The organism is Pseudomonas sp. WS 5051 (assembly GCF_012985715.1).
Lineage (GTDB): Bacteria > Pseudomonadota > Gammaproteobacteria > Pseudomonadales > Pseudomonadaceae > Aquipseudomonas > Aquipseudomonas bubulae.
Genome location: NZ_JAAQWV010000004.1, coordinates 231,647 through 251,772, shown reverse-complemented (window position 1 = coordinate 251,772; position 20,126 = coordinate 231,647). Strand labels below are relative to the sequence as shown.

Here is a 20,126-nt window from a genome sequence, read left to right as displayed (position 1 = left end):
GCCGTGCGAGGCTAGGGCAGCCAGATACTCGAACATACCTTCTGCAACAACGCCTTGTTGTGACTGAACACAATCATCCCCAGCTCCCGACGCCTGGTCTCTTCGAGCAAGACTTGCCACACCTGCGCCTGTACATGCGCATCCAGTTGCGCCGTCACTTCATCGGCAATCAGGTAGCGGGTGCGCGGATCCAGCGCCCTGAGCAAAGCGATACGCGCCAGTTCTCCGCCAGACAATTCGTCCGGGCGACGGGCCAACCACCCGGGATTCACCGCCAGGCGTGCCAGCCAGGCGGCATCTGGCGACCAGGCATCACGCAGGCTCTCGCCCGTTGTGCGATAAGGGTTGAAGGTCTGTTCAGGATGCTGCGGCACCAGCTGCACCGGGCAATAGCCCTTTTTCGCAAGCGCTTTGCCATCCACGGTGATGCTGCCCGAGGTTGCTGACTGCCATTGCGCCAGCACCCGGCCCAGGGTGGTTTTGCCATAACCGCTGGGCGCCGAGATGCCCTGACGCTCCCCCGGCCGCACCTGAAACGACACACAGTCCCAGAGCTGCTGGCTATCCTGGACAATGCTTAACTGCTGGACCTCAAGCATATTCCGGCACCCGCCGGGCAAAAAACTGTTGTTCCGGCAAGGCTGCCCACAACGACTGCAACCAGGGGCTGCCGCCGTTTTCGCGCAGTTCCAGGGCACTCAGGGTTTCGTGCAACTCGCCCTGATGCAACACAGCGATCCTGTCGGCAAAGCGCGCCGCCAGGGCCAGATCATGGGTCACCCACAAAATCCCCCGACCTTGCAGGCAAAAGCCCTTGAGATGGGTCAACAGTTGGCAGGCATGTTCGTCATCCAGCCATGAGGTGATCTCGTCCGCGAGGATATAACGCGCAGGGGTCAAGGCCGCGCAACTGGCCAGAACGCGCTTGGCCATGCCCCCTGACAACATGCGCGGGAATTCGTCCACCAGTTCTGGCTTGAGGTTGTAGTGCGTGAGCTGCTCGGCCACATCGCCAAGCCCCAGCCTGACCCCGCTCAAGTGCGCAGCACGCTGCAATTGCGGCCCGACCTTGATCAGCGGGTTCAGGGCGTTGACACCCTGGGGTACATAGCACAGGGCTTTGCCCCGCTGATTGACCTTGCCGGCCTCCCCCAGCACCTGCCCGTCGAGCACTATTTCGCCGCGACAACGCATGTTTTCCGGGAGCAAGCCCAAGGCACTTTGCAGCAGCAGGCTTTTGCCTTCGCCGCTGGAGCCCACCAGCGCCGTCAATTCTCCGGGGCGTACTTCAAGGGAGATATTGCTCAGCAGCGGATGCCAGGTTTTATGGCCCAACCAATGATAGTGCGCAACGTCGATCGCAAACCGGTCGAATTTCAGCATCAGGTAATCCTTATCCAGAGCTGCTGCAATGCCCGTGCAAACTGGTCAAAAACCAGTACCAGGCCCACCAGAATCAAACCCGGAAAAAACGCCAGCCACCAGGCACCACTGCTCAAATACCTTAGCGCATCGGCCAGCAACAGGCCCAATGACGGATCATGGGGCGCCAGGCCGAAGCCCAGGAAACTCAACGCCGCCGAATGCAGAACTGCGTGGGGGAACATCAACAGGGTACCGACGATCCACTGCGGCATCAGCAACGGCAACAAGTGATGACGCCAGCGATAGAAGCTGCTGTTGCCCAGGCGATGGGAGAGCATCACAAAATCGGTCTCGCGGATACGCAGGATCTCGCCGCGCAGGATCAGGGCCAGGCGTGGCCAGTGGGTCAGCGCCACGGCCAGGATGACCCCCTGCTTGCCACCGCCCAAGGTGAAGCAAATCAATACCAGCAGCAACAAATGCGGCAGCGCCAGCATGCTGTCGATCAGCCCGCGAATCAGGTAATCCAGGGTTTTGTTCAGCGCACACAGACTGGCGGCCAGCATCGCCAGAAAACCGCTGCTGAACGCTGCGGTCAGGCCGATCTGCAGGCTGGTGGTCATCCCCTGAAAACACCGCAGCCACAGATCACGGCCCAGGCTGTCAGTGCCAAACCAGTACTCGGCAGACGGTGGCAGGCGCCGTGCCAGCAGATCCATGGAGACATCAATATTGATGATTGAGATACCGTAGGCGATCAACCCCAGCAGCATCAGCAACGAGAGGCAGAGCCTTAGCAAGGCGCGATTGGGGTTGTAGGTCATACCTGGCGCGCCGCCCCGCGGTTAAGGCGCAGTAACAGCGCGTTGGCAATGCTGTTGCCGGTGAATACCAGCACCGCACAGAACATCACGATCCCCATCAACAATGGAATATCGCCGCGTAATCCGGCATCGATCGTGGCCTGCCCCAGGCCTGGATAAGCGAACACTTTTTCAGCCAGCAACGAACCGCCGATCAACTCCCCCACCGAAGCAAATTGCAGGCACAAGGCCGGGGTGATGGCATGGCGCAGGATATGAAAGTTGATCAGCGGCCAGCCTTTGTCGCCCTGGGCATGGGCGAAACGAATAAATTCGCTGTTCATCACTTCAGCCACCCGCGAGCGGGTATGCAGGGCGATATTGCCCACGCCCAGTACACCCAGGGCCAGCATGGGCAGGATCAAGTGTCGCAACTTGTCACCCCAGGTTGCGGTTTCGGCATTGCTGCCGGGGGTCCAGGCGCAGCAGATCGGCGCCCAGTTGAGCGTCACGGCAAACAGTGACAGCAACAGCAGGCCAATCCAGAACGTCGGCATGGATGCCAGCACATAGGACAGGGTCGAAATAAGGCGGTCAGGCCAACGGTTCAAATAACGCCCGGCCGTCAGCCCCATGGCCAGGCCGACGATGCCGGAAAACAGCCAGGCCGAAAACAGCAGTGCAAAGGAGGTGGCAAAACGCTCTCCAATCACCTGCGAGACCGGCGCGTTATAGAGCATTGAATAGCCGAAATCGCCTTGCAGCATTTGCCCGAACCAGCGCAAAAAGCGCTCCCATAACGGCAGATCGAGCCCCCAGCGCGCCGCAATCAATGGATATTGCTCGGGCGGTACGTGCAACAGATCGTTACCTATATAGGCCCGGATCGGGTCTACCGGAGAAAAACTGAGCAAGGCAAAGGTGCCCGCTGCCGTTACCAGCAGCAGGCCCAGCAAACGCAGCACAAACAGCGATAGGCCGCGGATCACCGGCAGGTCCACTTCCAGTGATCAACGCTGTTGAGCAGCGACCAGGAACCGTGGATTTCCGGGGCGCCCTTACCCAGATCGATGCACTCATCGGTGAGGTAAGTGTGCTGAACATTGAGCAACCAGGCCCAGGCGGCATCTCCTTTAACGCCGACGCCGGTTTTGCCGTCCCACTCCACTTGCTGCCAGAACGGCACCGCCTGCTGCCAGGTCGGCGCATCGAGGGCTTGCTGCAGATGCTGATCGACAACCGGGTTCTGGTAATAACCGGGGTTGTAGTATTCCACGCCTGCCGCCTTGCTGCTGTAGTGATGGTAAAGCTCCATCGGGTCGAGGCTGCCCCAGCCAAACAGGGTCGGGTTGGCGTGCATGTTGCGCTCAACGGTTTCCCAACTGCCGGACTTCAGGTCTACGTCGATGCCCACGGGCTTGAGCATTGAGCGCACGGCCTGGGCCAGATCCCGGCGAGTGGCATCGCCACTGGCGTACCACAGGGTGATTTTGGCCGGCAGGCCGTTTTTTTCACGGATGCCATGGGCGTTTTCAATCCAGCCTGCGTCTTCCAGTATCTGCCGGGCTTTGTCGGTATCGCCATCCTTGAACAGCGCATCCGGGTTATCCCACGGTAAACCCTGCACGCCGGTGTAGGCCGGGATCGCGTGGCCTTCGAGAATCTGATCGGCAAGCAGTTGGCGATTGATGGCGTAGTTGATGGCTTTGCGGATGGCCACATCAGCCGTCACATCATTGCCAATCGGGTAGCCCTGGGCATCTTTTTTACCGGACGCGAGGGTTGGCATCACGATGCCACGGTTTTCCACACTGGGGCGAACCCACAGTTTCATGCCCGCGGCAGGCGTCACGGCCAGCGCAGGGGCGATGCGCACAATACCCAGCTGCTTGCTTTGGGCGGCAGCGAAAGCGCTGTCTTCATCCAGGAACACAAACACCAGTTTGTTGAAATCGTTCTTCTGCCCTGCGTAGTACGGGTTGGCCTCAACGATCAACTGCTGACCCGGCTGGTAGCTGACCAACCGATAAGGCCCGGCGCCAATCGGCTTTTGCGCGTAGGTTTTGGCGTCGTATTGGTCTGCCGAGACAATCCCCAGCGAACCGAGCACATTGACGAACGTGCTTTGCGGCGCCTTGAGCTCAATACGCACCGTGAGCGGATCAACCGCCTCGGCCTTGAGGAAGTTGCCCATGTCAACCTTGCCACCACTGGCCGCCGCATTGTTGTAGGTGTAAGCCACGTCCTTGGCGGTCAGTGGCGAGCCGTCGGAGAACTTGAGGTCGGGCTTGAGCTTGAGGGTCCAGGTCTTGCCATCCGCGCTAGCCTGATAATCGCTGAGGAGAAAACCGCTCCAGGACAAATCTTCGTTTTGCTTGAGCAAAGGGCTGTGCAACAGCAGATAACTGCCGTGGCTCCAGCCCAGCATTGGATCAAAGCCTTCGGTCGGCTCATCACCAATGGCCAGTTGCAGGGTGCGATCCTGCGCTGAGACAACAGGCGCTGCCAACACACTCAACAAGGCCGCAGCCACCAGGGTGTTACGCATCCATGCGGGTTTTGACATCTATCCTCCTGATATGAAATGGCCTCGCCCAAACGGGCCGTACGCAGGTTATCGCGCCCCACAGTAATAGCAGGCTGATTTTAAATAGCCAGTTATGCATCTGATTTTTTAGGGGTTTTCCAGGCGATACGTCTTACCTTGTAACAATTGCCACAGGTCAGGTTCCCCGGGCATGACTGTGCTATACCAATGGGTACGCTTATTCAGTCACGCCATACAGACACAGCTGACAGAGGTTCGCATGTTCAAAGGATTAGCCGGTCACCTCACAGAAAAAAACGTTCACTCGATCAACACCTTGCCGTCCAACAATATCGAATTGTTCGACTGCTATGCCGGTCTGATCCTGGGCCACCTGTACCGTAACTTCCCCTTGCCCATCACCCTGACTGCCGAGCGCTTTATCGACTACAAAGGCCTGGCGGACAGCAACCGCGAGGCGCTGGAAAAAGAAGAGAACCTGTTCCTGGCCACGGTCAAATGGCTGGCGGATATTGGCTACATCCACTTCGACGGCATGTCGGGCGTAGCCTTTTACGAAGTGGTTCTGACCAACAGCGGGCTGCTGATCCTGCGCGCTTACCCGGAAGGCACCGACACTGCGCCGACCCTGGGCGAAAAACTGGCGCAGTGCGTCAACAACGAAAACACCGCCGATATGAGAGCGCTGGTAACCCAGGCACTGAGTCTGGGCGTGCGCATGATCAGCCCGATGAGTCGGTCGGGGATTTAAGCCAGGCCCATCAATGCACTTGGCCATGAACGCTCACCGTGACCAAGTGCATTTAAACAGCCATTATCCTCCACTCACTACCCGTCGCCCTCCCACCCGCCACCCCAGCTGAATCCCGGCTGCCGCGATTAAAATCGCCGCCACGCCCACCCATTGCAGCGGTTCCAGGCGATGGCCAAAGGCAAACCAGTCCACAAATATCGCGGCAATGGGGTAGATAAAGCTCAGTGCTCCGATCAATGCCGTGGGCAGTTTCTGGATTGCTCCGTAGAGCAGTACATACATCAAGCCGGTATGGACTACGCCAAGCGTCAGTAAGGCGCCCCACGCCTGTGCGCCAGCAGGCAGCTCAGTGACGTTGGCCAGGGGTGCCAGCAGCAGTGCGCCGGTGCTGACCTGGATCAGCGCGATCAGGTGCGGGGGGATCCCGCGCAGGCGTTTGATGATCAGCACGGCCACGGCGTACATCAAGGCCGCACTCAGCGCCAGGGCAATCCCCAGCAAGTACTCACTGCCGCTCTCCCCTTGCCCGTGGTGGGCGCTGACGATCGCCAACATGCCCACAAACGACACCACCAGCCAGGCCAGTTTGTGCAGGGTTATTCTTTCACCCAGGAACAACGCTGCCAGACCGAGCAGGATAAACGGCTGAACGTTGTAGACCGCCGTACCAATGGCGATTGAGGCCCTGGAGTAGGACGCGAACAACAACACCCAGTTGGCAACGATGGCCACTCCGCTCAAAACAACCAGCGCAAAGGTAGTGCGGTTCAGCAGACCGCGGCGTAAAAACCCCATCCGCGCACAGATCAGCAGCAACGTCACCGCGCCAAACACACAGCGCCAGAACACCACATCCAGCACTGCTTGCCCGCTTAGCAGGACAAGCCAGCCAATGGTGCCGGAGATAAGCATGGCAGCGACCATTTCCAGCGAACCGCGTTGCGTGGTTTTGTCCATATTTGCCTCCCTCAAAGTAGGAAACAGTATGGCAATCGCGATTCATGCAGCGCCATAATCCAGAAAAGGCAATTCGTCATTTTTGCCTTTAGTGTTAAGGCATTCTGCCAATTTGGCCTAAGGAGCAAAGATGAGCGACGAGATAGATCAGCTGTTGATCAGCGCACTGATGCAAGACTCACGCAGCTCCCTGAAAACACTGGCCAGCCTCAGCGGCCTGTCGTCACCCAGCGTCGCCGAGCGCATTCGCAAGCTCGAAGAGCGCGAAGTGATCAAGGGTTACACCGTGGAAGTCGATCCCAAAGCCTTTGGCTATCAACTCCAGGCCATCATCCGCATTCGACCGCTACCGGGGCAGTTGCAGGAAGTGGAGCGCCAGATCCAGAACATCCCCCAGTTCACCGAGTGCGACAAGGTGACGGGCGATGACTGTTTTATTGCCCGTCTGCATGTGCGTTCAATCGAGCAATTGGACAGCCTGCTTGATGGCCTCAATGCCTACGCCGAAACCAATACGTCGATCATCAAAAAAAGTCCGGTCAAACGCCGGTTGCCGCCCATGGCCTGAGTGCGCCCCTCCCTAAGCATGGGCCTGAACCACCCACTTCACTTTCGCCAGGCCCTCACGCAGGGCCGTCATGCCCACCGAGCCCAGCGCCAGCCTTATCGCATGGGGCACATGGGCCGAAGTTGCAAAGGGCTGCGCGGTCGACACCGAGACCTGCTCACGCGCCAACGCCGCAACAACCTGGTCCGCCCGGGCGTCCTCTGACAGAGGCAACCAGACAAAGTAGGACGAAGGATGGCGGATCCTGTGCAACCCCGCCAACTGCTCATCAGCAATGAGCTGCCTTGCCTGTGCGTCTTTGCGCTTTTGCGACTCGAGCCGGGTCACGGTGCCATCGTCGAGCCAGGCACTGGTGATAGCGGTCATCACACCGGGAGCATTCCAGGCAGTCACTCGGATTATCCGCTCAAGGACACTGACCTTTTCTGCGGGCGCGACGATAAAGCCCACGCGTAAACCCGCTGCGACACTTTTGGAAAACCCAGACACGTAAACGGTTCTTTCCGGCGCCAAGTCAGCCAAAGACGTCGGCGGGTTATCGACCAGAAAAGCGTAGGCCGCATCTTCGATGATATGCAGATCATGTGCCCGGGCGATCGCGACCAAGTGTTGGCGCTGCTCCAGGCTCATCACCCACCCCAACGGATTGTGCAACGTCGGCATGCTGTAGACAGCACGCACAGAGCGACGGCGACACAGACTGGCGAGGGCATCCAGATCCGGCCCGCTTTCCGTGCTCGGGATGGGCAGCAATTCAAGGTGCAGGGCCAGCGCCAGTGCCTTGAAACCCGGGTAGGTCAAGGCGTCCACCGCGATCACGTCACCAGGCTGGAGCAGTGCCATCAGCACCACGCTCAACCCGTGTTGTGCGCCGTTGACGATCAACACCTGTTCGGCGGGCACATTCAACCCGCTCCTGCCCAGGTGCCTCGCGATCGAGGCGCGCTCATGCAGGCGCCCGCCATGGGGCTGGTAGCGCAACAACGATTCCAGATCGCCAGACAACGCCAACTGCCGCAGCGCAGTACGCAACAGTTCGGCCTGGCCCGGCAAGGAGGGATAGTTGTAATTGAGATCCAGCATCCCCGCGATCACGTCGGGCTGGTCTATACCGTGGCCTGGTGGTAGCGAGGTTTCCCGGACAAAAGTGCCACGCCCGGTTTCGCCACTGACCAGCCCCATGGCCTCTAGCTCGGCATACACGCGACTGGCCGTGACCAGCGCCAGCCCTTCGCTGGCCGCGAGCTGGCGATGGGTCGGCAAACGCGTACCCGGCGACAGACGGCCTGAGCGGATATCGGCAGCAAAGCCGTCAACCAGCGACTTGTAGCGGGAACGGGGCATCGGGCTTTGTATCCATGACAATTTTTTGATTGTCATTAATCATCAGCCCTAGGATGCATTGAATGCAATCCCGCGATTAGCCTGGAGCCTGAGACTCGATGGAACGTACTTCCCACCTGCAACACCCCGCCACCGAAAAAAACCTCAGCGGCTGGATCAACGGCTTTATCGGCGTGGTCATTTTCAGCGCCTCATTGCCCGCAACCAAGGTGGCGGTGCTGGAGTTCGATCCCGTGTTCCTCACCCTGGCCCGTGCCAGTATTGCCGGGGTACTGGCCCTGGCCATGCTCGGGTTGTTCAAGGCCCGGCGGCCGCAGCGCAGCCAGCTGGTGCCCCTGCTGCTGGTGGCAACCGGGGTGGTGGTGGGGTTTCCGCTGCTGACCGCGCTGGCTTTGCAGCATGTGACATCGGCCCACACCATTGTCTTCCTTGGCCTGCTGCCGCTGTCTACCGCCATCTTCGCCGTGGTGCGCGGGGGTGAACGGCCACGGCCAGCATTCTGGCTGTTCTCGATCCTGGGCAGCGCGTGCGTCGTGGCCTATGCCCTTGCGCAGGGTCTGAGTGCAGCGCCCGAGGGTGACATCCTGATGCTTCTGGCTGTATTGATCTGCGGTCTTGGCTATGCCGAAGGGGCCAGGTTGTCGCGTACGCTGGGCGGCTGGCAGGTCATTTCATGGGCACTGGTGCTGTCACTGCCATTGATGGCTCCGCTGGCATGGTTGTGGGCCCCCGCTTCGTTCAAAGGCATTAGCGTACCTGCCTGGCTCGGCCTGGCTTACATCTCGATCTTCAGCATGCTGATAGGCTTTGTATTCTGGTACCGGGGGCTGGCCCAGGGCGGGATTGCCGCCGTTGGGCAGTTGCAGCTGCTGCAACCATTTTTTGGCCTGGCACTGGCTGCCACCTTGCTGCACGAGACTGTCAGCATGGGCATGTTTGGTGTTACAGCGGCGGTGATCCTGTGCGTTGCCGGGGCCAAAAAGTTCGCCCGGTAGCCTGTAGCCCCCGTGCTTGACCTCTGAGAAGTCGGTACTGACTATGCCGATGACACTTTTAGAGCGAATCGTTTCAGCCGCTGCCTCGATAATCACTCCTTACTGAGGACAGGTCGAGGTGCAGCATGACAAGCGTATCCATAGAGCAGGTCAGCCCTGAAACGCTGAGAAAAGTGATTGTCGCCGCCGCCATCGGTAATTTCGTCGAATGGTTCGACTTCGCCGTCTACGGTTTTCTGGCCACCACCATCGCTCAGCAGTTTTTCCCCAGTGGCGATGCCAGTGCCGCATTGCTCAAGACCTTTGCTGTGTTTGCGGTGGCCTTTGCCTTTCGCCCCCTTGGTGGGATTTTTTTCGGCATGCTGGGGGACAGGATAGGCCGCAAGCGTACCCTTGCCATGACCATTTTGCTGATGGCCGGGGCCACTACCTTGATCGGTATATTGCCCACTTATGCTGCAATCGGGGTTATGGCGCCGATCCTGCTCACCCTGATTCGTTGCGCCCAGGGCTTTTCTGCAGGCGGTGAATACGCCGGGGCCTGTGCCTATTTGATGGAGCACGCCCCCAGCGATAAAAGGGCCTGGTATGGCAGCTTTGTGCCGGTTTCGACATTTTCCGCTTTTGCCGCTGCGGCCGTAGTGGCCTACGCCCTTGAGGCTTCGTTATCCGCTGAAAGCATGGGCAGTTGGGGCTGGCGCCTGCCGTTCCTGATTGCTGCGCCACTGGGCCTGGTAGGGCTTTATTTGCGCTGGAAGCTGGATGAAACCCCGGCCTTCCAGGCCGTGAAGGAGGAGCATGCGATCGCCCACTCCCCACTCAAGGACACCTTGCGCAACCATGGCGCAGCGATCTGCTGCCTGGGAGCCTTTGTGTCGCTGACGGCACTGTCCTTCTACATGTTCACCACTTACTTCGCGACCTACTTGCAGGTCGCGGGCGGCTTGAGCCGGGCAACCGCTTTGCTGGTGTCGCTGATCGCCCTGCTCTTCGCCGCCGCCATCTGCCCTCTGGCCGGGCTGTATTCGGACCGGGTCGGGCGGCGGGCGACCGTGGTGACCGCGTGCGTTCTACTGATGGTCGCGGTGTATCCGTCGTTCCTGATGGCCAGCTCGGGTGGGTTCGCAGCGTCCATCGTCGGTGTCATGCTGCTGGCAATTGGCGCGGTGTTGTGTGGCGTGGTGACCGCAGCTTTGCTCTCGGAGACGTTTCCGACCCGCACTCGCTATACCGCTTCGGCCATCACCTACAACATGGCGTACACCCTTTTTGGCGGCACCGCACCGCTGGTGGCGACATGGCTGATCAGCACCACCGGCAGCAATATGTCGCCCGCGTTTTATCTGATTGCAGTTGCACTGCTCGCCCTGGCTGGCGGCCTGGCATTGCCTGAGACCTCACGGATTTCCTTGCATGATGTGGCGACACCCGAAAATGCGGCGCAAGCCGTCGCTGCGGTCTGAGGGGCCAAGAAGCTGAGAGTGCCGGGGCTGCCCGGCACTCTCTGCAGAAGATCATTCACCCAGCCCCCTTGAGCACCGGCAACACAACCCTCACCGCCAACCCGCCACCCGTGCGGTTGCTCAGGGTTAGCGAACCGCCGTGTTCCAGCACAATCGCTCTGGCTGCCGACAGTCCGAGCCCCACCCCGCCGGTGCTTTTGTTGCGCGATTCTTCAAACCGATAAAAAGGCACAAACACCTGCTCATGACTTTGGACAGGAATGCCCGGCCCCCGGTCAAGAACGAAAACAGTGACCTGCTCATCGTCCCGACTCAGCTCGATGGCCGGCTCGCCTGCGTACTTGATAGCGTTATCCAGCAGGTTGGTCATCACCCGTTTCAGGCCAAGCGGCCGGCCCAAATACACCAGGTGCTCAGGACCGTTGAAGGCAATGTCAATGGACTGGTCGCGGTAGTCATCAATCAGGGTTTGCAACAACCCTGCCAGGTCAAATTGCGTGGCCTGCTCCAGCCGGGCATCGTCGCGAAAGAACTCCAGGCTGGAGTTGATCATGGCCTGCATCTCGTCTACATCGCGAAACAGACGCTGTTGTTGGTCCGGGTCGTCAATAAACTCACCGCGCAGTCGCATGCGTGTCAGCGGGGTGCGCAAGTCATGGGAAATGGCCGCGAGCATCTGGGTACGGTCTTTTATGAAGTGTTGCAACTGCGCCTGCATGGCGTTGAACGCAAGAATGGCCTGTCGGATCTCCCGAGGGCCAACCGGCTCAATGGGCGGCGCGCGACAATCGACACCGAAACGCCGGGCGCCCTCGGCGAACTGCTGCAAAGGCCTGGCCAGATGGCGAGTGGCGATCAGCGCCACAAGCACCGTGGACAACAACACCAGCAGGATCAAAATCAGATTGCGCTGCCATTGGCCCAGGCCCCAGCTGCGCGATGCGATGCTGAACATAAGCCATGAGCCATCCTCCAGTTGCACCAGCAGGGCGTAATGCCCGTTGTGCTGTGGCCAGTCATCAGGCTGATAGGCTTCGAGGCGTCGCTCTGGGCTATTGAACAGTCGCTGCGCCAGCGGCGTGGCCGTGCGACTGGCCGCTTCGGCCACCTGCGGCAAATCCAGGCCGGCACGGCTGGCATGCCAACTGATGCTCAGGGCGCTGTCAGTGGCTGCCGCAGCCAGACGTTGGCGCTGTGGCGCCGGCGAAGCTTCGATCAGCTTGGTCGTCAGGGAAATCTTTTCCAGCAGCCCGATTTCACTCAGCGGCGGGTAAGCCCAAACACCCGCCAACTGAGTAAACAGCGCATTGAATGCCAGCGCCGTAAGCATCGCGACAATGGTGGTCAAGGCAATCCAGCGAGCGATGGTGTTGCGCGAACGCAGGCGCCAGCCTGAAATCCAGCCCGTCACTGACAGGTCACCCCGGGCGTGAACAGGTAACCGACATTGCGCACGGTGCGAATCATCTCGACCCCTTTGCTGTCGAACTCCAGCTTGCGCCGCAAACGGCTGACCTGTACGTCGATGCTGCGATCGAACGCGTCATGGCCAGCGCCACGAGCCAGATCCAGCAACAGTTCGCGAGTCAGAATGCGCTGGGGATGTTCGACAAACACCAACAACAAATCGAACTCTCCGGCAGACAAGGGAATCATCACCTGATCCGGGGAACGAAGTTCGCGGCGGGTCAGGTCCAGTTGCCAGCCCGCAAACTTCATCAGTGGCCGCGGCACCTGCCCGACCGAGGGCTGGCCCTGCCCTGCCCGGCGCAACACGGCACGCACCCTGGCCAACAGTTCCCGGGCATCAAAAGGTTTGCTCAGATAATCATCGGCGCCCATTTCAAGACCGACGACCCGATCACTCAGCTCGCCCATGGCCGTCAGCATGATGACCGGCGTGGGGTATTGCTGACGCAAACGCTGACACAGCATCAGGCCGTTTTCGCCAGGCAGCATCAAGTCGAGAATGATCAGGTCCGGTGGTTGCAGCGCCATCGCCGCCCACAGTGACGTGCCATCGGTGGCCACCTCCACCGAATATCCGTGTTGTACAAAAAACTTCTTCAGAAGCGCGAGGACCTCCAGGTCATCGTCCACGATCAAAAGGCTGCTCACCGGCGCATTCCACTTAAGGTATGTAAAGGCTTCCATCTAAAACTATTCATCCCGCTGCGTCATATATTTCAACTTGGTAACAAAGTTGCGGCCAGGCAAAAAAGCAGACATATCCAGGCAAACCGCGAATGCGAGGATCAGACCTCTTTCCTGCCAAGAACGCGTGTACCCATGCCTTGCGAAAACCCGGCCATGATCCTGGAGCAGCGACTGGTAAAGCGTGCCAACGCCGCCCTGCACTGTCGCGAAACAAGCCTGCGCCTGTCGAGCGATCGCGACACGCTGGTACTCAGCCGCTATATCGAGCATTACAGCCATGAAGGTGTTCAGTGGGTCGAGAGCACCCATACAGTGCCGGTGAGGGCTTTGCTGAAATGGATGATCAGCCACGGCGAACCGCAAACCCTGAGCCAGGATAAAGACCTGTAGCCATCTGGTGACCCCGGCGCAATAGACTTAGCATGGTGCTCCCTATCCCCAGCCAGAGGAACGGCCATGCCCCTGATCAAATCCGATGCGGCACTGATCATCATCGATATGCAAAAAGGGATAAGCCTTCCCGGGCTTGGTCGCAGAAACAACCCGCACACCGAGCTCAACGTACAGCGCCTGCTGGAAACCTGGCGGCATGTACAGCGTCCGGTAGTCCATGTCCGGCATATATCCCGATCGCCTGCCTCGGTATTCTGGCCCGGCCAGCCTGGCTGCGAGTTTCAGGAGGGGCTGGCCCCGCTCGATAGTGAGCACGTGGTTGAAAAGAACGTACCCGATGCATTTACCAACACAGGCCTGGAACGCTGGTTGCGCACGCGCGGGATTGAGCAGTTGGTCATCGTCGGCGTGATCACCAATAATTCCGTAGAGAGCACGGTTCGCTCAGCAGGTTGCCTGGGGTTCGATGTGATTGTGGGATCGGATGCCTGCTATACATTCGATCAGATAGACCTGAATGGACGCCTGTGGCCTGCCGAGGATGTACATGCACTGTCGCTTGCCAGCATGGCAATGGATTACGCCAGGGTCCGGGACGTCAACCAGATACTTGAACAGCAGGGTTAGGAAGGAAGCCGCCGAACTTGCGTTCGGCGGCAGCCGGGGTCAGGAGACCGCGTCCAGCGCGGTTTTTTCCGCCTTGGCCAGCGAGCGACTGCGCAGCCAGCTGAAGCAAATGGCGAGGATCAGCGCAAAGCCTACGTAGCCCAGCAGCGGATACACGGTGCCCACCAACTTGCTGAAACCACCCAGGCTCAAAGCCAGACCGACACAAACGGTCACTGCACTAAACAACTTGAAACGGCCCGATTCCGGCTTGGCAAAGCGTGCACTGAAGGCAAAGAACATCCCAACCGCAGTGCTGTAGACCATGCACACCAGTGCGATGGACATCACCACCGAGAGCAGTGGCGAGATGCGCCCGGCCAGTGCCAGGGACGGCATTTCAATACCCTGCAGCTGGTTGATGTTGGCAAACAGGCCGATGTTCAACAACAGGATCAGGGCGCCCAAACCAAGCCCGCCGAGCACACCGCCGAGAGCGGCCGCCTTGGGTTGTTTGGTCATGCCACCGATCACTGCCAGCATCGGGAAACCTACCGCGATATTGAACGAAGCGTAGAGCAAGGCGCCGACAAACCAGTTGCCAGTGACCGTCTCGTTGTTTTCACGCGCCACAGCATCCAGGGTCTCGATTGGAGCGTTGTAGCTGAAAATCGAGTAGGTCGTGATGATTAGCACCATCGCCAGCAGAAAAGGCATGACCGCGCTGATCAGATCAATGATGCGCTTGACGTTCATGCACAGCGTGGCGATCACCAGCACGGTCATCAATACACCGCCAAACAATGGGGGCAGATCGTACTGCTGGGCAAAAATCGAACCGCTACCGGCCAGCATCACCACACCAACCCCATAGAGGAAGAATGACAGCACCACATCGACGACCCAGCCCAGACGTGCGCCGAACAGGGCGTAGAGTACTTCCTTGTGCGAGTTGGCCTGCATCTTCGAACTCATGCGGGCGATCTGCATACCGAGGAAGGCAAACATCAAACCGCTTACCAGGGTGCCCAGGATACCGATAAGCCCATAGCCGGTGAAAAACTGCAGCACCTCCTGCCCGGAGGCAAAGCCACCACCGATAACTACGGACATGTACGCAAGCGCAATCTGGATCGACTGTTTATTCATTACACTTTTTCTCATTCTTAGACTTATTAGGTGCAGGAAACAAGACGACGCGGACACCACCTCATTTACGCAGGGTGGCTATCGCCATAGCAGTTCGATCACTCATCGTGATTGGCTGAACTGTACAGGTACGTAGACACCGCGGGCAGTATAGGAAGTGTTGCGCAGGTAATTTCACCATATACACAACAAAATTCAGCTAAAACGTCATGCTGGAGAGGTTTTGCCCTATCAATTATCTCGCAAGCGGCATTATTGACCGCAAAACCATCAGAAACATTTAGATACATGCTTGTTTTTATAAATCAGTCACTTAGCTTATTTCTGTGCTGGCCTCTGCGCATTTTTGCACGCCCCCGGGAACAGCCAATGACCACAAGAAAATGATGGAATGAACGAACAACTTAATAACGACACACTAAAAAAACATGACACACATTAAATTTCGCACAAATATGAAAAGAAATGAACCACACAAGTAACAGAAAAAAACTACATACCTTAGCGAGCCCAAAAATCTATTGTTTTTACGCGATAAACTTAAAACATGAACACCTAAAAACGTCTGACTCGCACAGCCAATCAAGCGTCATAAACCGGAAATCAAATAATGAAAGGCACGCCCCCAGCCATATTTATGTTGAGTGCCGTCCTCTGGGCGGGAGCTGCCATCGCAGACATGCCAACACCCGCAAAGTCTGACGTGTTGCAACGAATCGACATGCCTGATACCCACTATCAAATGGGCTTGCAAAAAGCAGTACTCGCCCCGAACGAAGTCAAGGCTCGCCACATACATACAGGACCAGAAGTCGCCTATGTGCTTGAAGGCGAGGTCATCATTACAATGGATGGGCAGCCTGAAAAGCGAATAAAGGCCGGTGACAGTTTTCAACACCTGGCGCACGAACCCCACATCAGCAAAGCGGGCCCACAGGGCGCTACCGTTCTTGCCACCTGGGTAGTGGAGAAAGGCAAGAGCTTTTCTGTCCCTGCACCCTGATCCAGCGACTGCGCATCACACCGGGCAGCATCTTGCATGGCTAACATGAGGTAAATCAGGGGGGAGGATATACTGCTTCTTTTTGCATGGTCACTGAAGACATTACAATGGATCCGTACTCTCATTGATGACCCCCCTGATGTTTAATCCGTTTCAATCAGCAGGCACAAAGTCCGCGACCTTTAACTTGGAACGCACATCCAAAAACCAACGACTCAGTTGCGAATCGAAACCCTGAGCAATCCGGTCTGCAGCATGGAGTGCCTCATCAGCGCTTCCCCTATTGCCCAGCCCTTGGCAAGCTTTAGACACTTGAAGCAGCAAGAATGCCCTGTCCACCTCCTCCACCCCGTTCGATTCGATAATGACCAGTGCCTTGCCAGCACTATCCAGAGCACTCTGCCACTGCCCGAACCGGTTAAAAGTCAACGCACATAAATAAAGGCTTCGCTCATGGTTCAACCAGGTTCCAAACTGCATCCAGAGCCGCTCACACACAACAGCCGCATCCATGATGACGTTTCGATGGGACAGCTCGTCACCCTGAAGGCGGGGGTCATCAATCAGCTTGGAAATAATATTATTCAAGGCCGCCGCCGCACCTTTACCCACCAGTGAATTCGACGGCTTACCCAGCAGGTCGACGCACCCTTCCACTGCGTTAACCGACTGAGCGATATCCACAGAACCTTGCAAACTTTGTACGCATAGCAAACCAACATGCGCCTTGGCCTCTATCAAAGAAGCGCCTGTAAGTTCGGCATATTCAAGTTCGGCAGCAAACGCATGCACAGGATGTGCAGAGCAATAGGCCGCACAGGCCAAAAACTTGAAATAAATAGCGGAGCCTTCCCATCTATTGCATAAAAGCAAGTCAAAAGCCGCGACCCAATCAGAAAGCAACTCTCCAACCACATGATTGACCAGCCAGATAAAAGTATTCTTCTCTTGATCAGTCAAATCACTAAAAACAATAGACTTCAATAAAACAGCCGCCAACCCTGGATCTTCATCATGAATATCCAGGACTCTTTCCAAACTGGACATGCAAGCACCTGACTTATAATAAAACGGCCTCTGACACCGCACAAACAACTCCATGTATTACACCGACCACAGACCTGATCGCACCCAACAGGACATCAACTTAGAAGAGCATTACACCACTGTCAATTAAAAACCAACAAGCCCATAGTTGGGCACTCACATTGCAAACGCATTATTTCAGTGCATACCTTGCATAAGACTTTGGCCTATTCACGTCTATAGCGAGGTTATTTCGGTGCCGCGAGCGCACCAAAAACCATCCCGGGCTTCTGGTGCACTCAGTTGGGGCTTGCTGTTACTTATCCAGGCTCACCCCGTAGAACGGTGTCAGCCCAAAGGGGCTGATTTTGAAATCAGTCACTTCCTTGCTCAGGGGCTGGAAAACCGTCGAGTTCGCAATGGGTGTAATCGGAACTTGCTCCTTGAGGATCTTCTGCGCCTCTTGATACAACTTGATGCGTTGTTCGCGGTCGCTGCTGAGCTTGGCTTGCTGCACCAGCTTGTCATAGTCTGGGTTGCACCATTTGGCGTAGTTGCTGCCCTTGACCGCCGCGCAGCTGTAGAGCACGCCGAGCCAGTTATCCGGGTCGCCGTTGTCGCCCGTCCAGCCGTAAATCATCACGTCGTGCTCGCCGTTCTTGGCGCGCTTGATGTACTCGCCCCACTCGTAGCTAACGATATTGGCCTTGATGCCGACCTTGGCCCAATCCTGCTGGATGATTTGTGCCGACATACGCGCGTTCGGGTTGGAGGCACGTTGAACGGTCATCGCCCACAGGTTGATAGTGGTCCCTGGTGCAACCCCTGCTTCTTTTAAAAGCTGCCGGGCCTTGACCGGGTCGTAGGGGGCATCCTTGATTGTCGGGTCATAAGACCACTGCGCAGGTGGCAAGGCGTTCTGCGCCAATTGCCCTGCGCTCTGGTACACGGCCTTGATGATTGCCGGCTTGTCGATGGCCATGTCCAGGGCCTGACGCACCTTGAGTTGGTCCAGCGGCGGATGTGTCACGTTGTAAGCCAGAAACCCCAGGTTGAACCCGGCTTGCTGCAGCACTCGCAAGTTGGGATCCTGCTTCATCACTTCGATATCCGCCGGTCGCGGGTAACCGCTGACCTGGCACTCCCCGGCTTTGAGTTTCTGCAGGCGCGACGCCGCGTCAGGGGTGATGGCAAAAACCAGATTGTCGAGTTTCACATCCTCGGGCTTCCAGTACTGTTTGTTGCCGACGTAACGAATCTGCGAGTCCTTCTGGTAACGCTTGAACACAAACGGCCCGGTGCCCACCGGTTTCTGATTGATCTCTTCAGCCTTGCCCTGCTTGAGCAGTTGGGCTCCGTATTCGGCGGACTGCACCGAGGCGAAGCTCATGGCCAGGTTTTGCACAAAGGCGGCATCAACGTTATTGAGGTTGAAACGCACGGTTCGGTCGTCGAGCTTGTCGACGCTCTTGATCGTGGTGTTCAAGCCCATATCGGTGAAATAGGGCGATTCGGACGGGTAAGCCTTGCGGAACGGACTCTGGGCATCCAGCAGGCGATCGAAAGTAAACAACACGTCATCCGCGTTGAAATTCCGGGTCGGGGTGAAGAAATCGGTGGTATGGAACTTGACGCCATCGCGCAGGTGGAAGGTGTAGGTCAGGCCGTCATTGGAGACATCCCAGCGGGTGGCCAGGCCAGGTTCGACTTCAGTACTACCCCGTTTGAACTGGATCAGGCGGTTGAATACGGTTTCGGCGGAGGCATCAAAATCGGTACCGCTGGTGTACTGGCTGGGGTCAAAGCCGGCGGGGCTGGCTTCGGAGCAGTAAACCAGCGTGCTGGCGGCGTGGGCCATTGGCATGAACGCCAGGAGGCCGGCGACGAGAAGGAGCGGTTTGAAGGCGATTCTATCCATGGAGACCCTTGAAGTTGCAGACATAAATATGCGCCTAGACGAAACCGACACCCACCGAGATTAACGTCGTTGCCGAACATCAGATAGCGGAAACCTGAATTATTGGAGAACGGACGGCATACACGCCTGCAGAACTTCGAAATCAAGGGCGATAGAGTCGCCTCAGCGCCCTGGACACCTCCAGCCCCGAAAAAACAGCGGCCAGGCTCATTTCGCTGTATGTACAGCACAGGAGCCTTGAGTGGGCGGGAAGTTGGCGCACCCGGCTTTTGGCCCCGTATTTTATTTCGTGCCTGATGCTTCCTTGCCACAGGCTTTCAGCGCGATCAGGCTGATCATTGGTTGAGCATGCGCTTGGTCAAGTCGGGCTCTATGGACACCCTAAATCACACCGCCGGCGAGGCGGGTGACTTGTAATAAATAAACCCCTCGAACTGTTTCAGTCGTGCACTTTCAAGCGTAGGAATTCCTCTGAATAATCCACCATCGGACTGCGCACCCTCATGACCGCTTAGACCTGAACATGCCGATACCAGCGCTTGTATCCCCCTGCATACTTTAAACAGACGCCGCACAGGCCACTGCTTAGCGATGGCGCTGAGTGTTCTGTATCGCAAATCGTACAGGACACAATTAACAGCGGGCGCGGCAAAGTGCAGACAATCAACACCTTTATTCTGCAAGTGTGCCGCCTCCACTTGAATAGTGACCCCTCGAAACTTAATACATATTTGTCAAGACCACACCCGTAAAGTAATTACATCCGCCGCCGGACTCATCAAGAAGAGACACTTGCTGGCCTGTCAGCTTCGACAGGGACAGCATATTAAGCAGTGCATAACCTGTGGGATCATTCAGATTGCGCTCCCCATGAACTGCCCACCAGCGCGTTCCGGTCGAAGTTAACATTACGCTGATCCCATTGCCGCTGTCGTAGTTACCTGCCCCTATATGTATTTGCTTCACCGTGCCCTGCGCGCACTTTATATCCCGACTCACACCCATCAAGCCAGGCTCTTCGGCAAAAGCATTGACACTCAACACCAACAACAAGGCTGCAAGACGCATGCTCATACT

General features: G+C 57.5%; 20 protein-coding genes. 7 read left to right on the top strand and 13 right to left on the bottom strand.

All coding sequences use genetic code 11. The features are described from left to right. Positions 1-11 precede the first annotated feature (11 nt). The 5 genes from HBN79_RS08350 to HBN79_RS08330 are packed head-to-tail and all read right to left on the bottom strand — an operon-like array spanning position 12 to position 4,734. Complete coding sequence (locus tag HBN79_RS08350) at positions 12-599, bottom strand: ATP-binding cassette domain-containing protein (protein WP_169916542.1); 588 nt, start codon at positions 597-599, stop codon at positions 12-14. Then, positions 592-1,383: an ATP-binding cassette domain-containing protein gene (locus HBN79_RS08345; RefSeq protein WP_095002002.1), complete on the bottom strand. Its 792-nt coding sequence runs from the start codon at positions 1,381-1,383 to the stop codon at positions 592-594. The genes HBN79_RS08350 and HBN79_RS08345 overlap by 8 nt, the downstream gene beginning before the upstream one ends. Beyond that, entirely contained in the window at positions 1,383-2,189 is an 807-nt protein-coding gene (locus HBN79_RS08340; protein WP_095002003.1) for an ABC transporter permease, read from the bottom strand. Before HBN79_RS08340 ends, HBN79_RS08345 begins: the two co-directional genes overlap by 1 nt. Continuing rightward, positions 2,186-3,157: an ABC transporter permease gene (locus HBN79_RS08335; RefSeq protein WP_232527677.1), complete on the bottom strand. Its 972-nt coding sequence runs from the start codon at positions 3,155-3,157 to the stop codon at positions 2,186-2,188. The genes HBN79_RS08340 and HBN79_RS08335 overlap by 4 nt, the downstream gene beginning before the upstream one ends. After that, positions 3,154-4,734, bottom strand: coding sequence for an ABC transporter substrate-binding protein (locus tag HBN79_RS08330; protein ID WP_095018563.1), 1,581 nt, complete (start codon positions 4,732-4,734; stop codon positions 3,154-3,156). Before HBN79_RS08330 ends, HBN79_RS08335 begins: the two co-directional genes overlap by 4 nt. 241 nt (positions 4,735-4,975) lie before the next feature. Between HBN79_RS08330 and HBN79_RS08325 the strand changes: the two genes are divergently transcribed. After that, the gene (locus HBN79_RS08325) at positions 4,976-5,467 is read left to right on the top strand and encodes a hypothetical protein (protein ID WP_095002005.1); all 492 of its coding nucleotides are present in this window, start codon (positions 4,976-4,978) and stop codon (positions 5,465-5,467) included. Between the two features lie 63 nt (positions 5,468-5,530). Here HBN79_RS08325 and HBN79_RS08320 read toward each other — a convergent pair whose 3' ends face one another. After that, positions 5,531-6,427 (bottom strand): DMT family transporter, encoded by an 897-nt coding sequence (locus HBN79_RS08320; protein ID WP_095002006.1) that lies wholly within the window; start codon positions 6,425-6,427, stop codon positions 5,531-5,533. A gap of 130 nt (positions 6,428-6,557) precedes the next feature. Between HBN79_RS08320 and HBN79_RS08315 the strand changes: the two genes are divergently transcribed. Further along, positions 6,558-6,995, top strand: coding sequence for an Lrp/AsnC family transcriptional regulator (locus tag HBN79_RS08315; protein ID WP_095002007.1), 438 nt, complete (start codon positions 6,558-6,560; stop codon positions 6,993-6,995). A 12-nt stretch (positions 6,996-7,007) separates the two neighbouring features. On the opposite strand, the gene HBN79_RS08310 is transcribed toward HBN79_RS08315, so the two are convergent. Continuing rightward, positions 7,008-8,339 (bottom strand): PLP-dependent aminotransferase family protein, encoded by a 1,332-nt coding sequence (locus tag HBN79_RS08310; RefSeq protein ID WP_169916541.1) that lies wholly within the window; start codon positions 8,337-8,339, stop codon positions 7,008-7,010. A 98-nt stretch (positions 8,340-8,437) separates the two neighbouring features. Here HBN79_RS08310 and HBN79_RS08305 point away from each other — a divergent pair, with 98 nt between their 5' ends. Both HBN79_RS08305 and HBN79_RS08300 read left to right on the top strand, forming a co-directional pair. Next, entirely contained in the window at positions 8,438-9,334 is an 897-nt protein-coding gene (locus HBN79_RS08305; protein WP_169916540.1) for a DMT family transporter, read from the top strand. Positions 9,335-9,459: 125 nt separating this feature from the next. Next, entirely contained in the window at positions 9,460-10,797 is a 1,338-nt protein-coding gene (locus HBN79_RS08300) for an MFS transporter (protein WP_095025813.1), read from the top strand. 55 nt (positions 10,798-10,852) lie between these two features. Here the strand turns inward: HBN79_RS08300 and HBN79_RS08295 are convergent, their stop codons facing one another. Both HBN79_RS08295 and HBN79_RS08290 read right to left on the bottom strand, forming a co-directional pair. Continuing rightward, positions 10,853-12,208, bottom strand: coding sequence for an ATP-binding protein (locus HBN79_RS08295; protein ID WP_169916539.1), 1,356 nt, complete (start codon positions 12,206-12,208; stop codon positions 10,853-10,855). Beyond that, the gene (locus HBN79_RS08290; protein ID WP_095002098.1) at positions 12,205-12,915 is read right to left on the bottom strand and encodes a response regulator; all 711 of its coding nucleotides are present in this window, start codon (positions 12,913-12,915) and stop codon (positions 12,205-12,207) included. The genes HBN79_RS08295 and HBN79_RS08290 overlap by 4 nt, the downstream gene beginning before the upstream one ends. A gap of 171 nt (positions 12,916-13,086) precedes the next feature. On the opposite strand from HBN79_RS08290, the gene HBN79_RS08285 reads away from it, so the two are divergent. Continuing rightward, positions 13,087-13,344: a hypothetical protein gene (locus HBN79_RS08285; protein ID WP_095002012.1), complete on the top strand. Its 258-nt coding sequence runs from the start codon at positions 13,087-13,089 to the stop codon at positions 13,342-13,344. Positions 13,345-13,410: 66 nt separating this feature from the next. Next, on the top strand, positions 13,411-13,974 hold the full coding sequence (locus HBN79_RS08280) for a cysteine hydrolase family protein (protein WP_095002013.1): 564 nt from the start codon (positions 13,411-13,413) through the stop codon (positions 13,972-13,974). 39 nt (positions 13,975-14,013) lie between these two features. On the opposite strand, the gene HBN79_RS08275 is transcribed toward HBN79_RS08280, so the two are convergent. Further along, positions 14,014-15,102, bottom strand: coding sequence for a hypothetical protein (locus HBN79_RS08275; protein ID WP_095002014.1), 1,089 nt, complete (start codon positions 15,100-15,102; stop codon positions 14,014-14,016). 610 nt (positions 15,103-15,712) lie between these two features. Here HBN79_RS08275 and HBN79_RS08270 point away from each other — a divergent pair. Then, positions 15,713-16,105, top strand: a complete 393-nt coding sequence (locus HBN79_RS08270) for a cupin domain-containing protein (protein WP_095025816.1) — start codon at positions 15,713-15,715, stop codon at positions 16,103-16,105. Positions 16,106-16,258: 153 nt separating this feature from the next. Here HBN79_RS08270 and HBN79_RS08265 read toward each other — a convergent pair whose 3' ends face one another. The 3 genes from HBN79_RS08265 to HBN79_RS08255 all read right to left on the bottom strand — a co-directional run bounded on the left by HBN79_RS08265 (position 16,259) and on the right by HBN79_RS08255 (position 20,117). Further along, the gene (locus tag HBN79_RS08265; RefSeq protein WP_169916538.1) at positions 16,259-17,152 is read right to left on the bottom strand and encodes a hypothetical protein; all 894 of its coding nucleotides are present in this window, start codon (positions 17,150-17,152) and stop codon (positions 16,259-16,261) included. A gap of 295 nt (positions 17,153-17,447) precedes the next feature. After that, positions 17,448-19,049: an ABC transporter substrate-binding protein gene (locus HBN79_RS08260; protein ID WP_169916537.1), complete on the bottom strand. Its 1,602-nt coding sequence runs from the start codon at positions 19,047-19,049 to the stop codon at positions 17,448-17,450. 720 nt (positions 19,050-19,769) lie between these two features. Next, entirely contained in the window at positions 19,770-20,117 is a 348-nt protein-coding gene (locus tag HBN79_RS08255) for a hypothetical protein (protein WP_095002018.1), read from the bottom strand. Positions 20,118-20,126 lie beyond the last annotated feature (9 nt).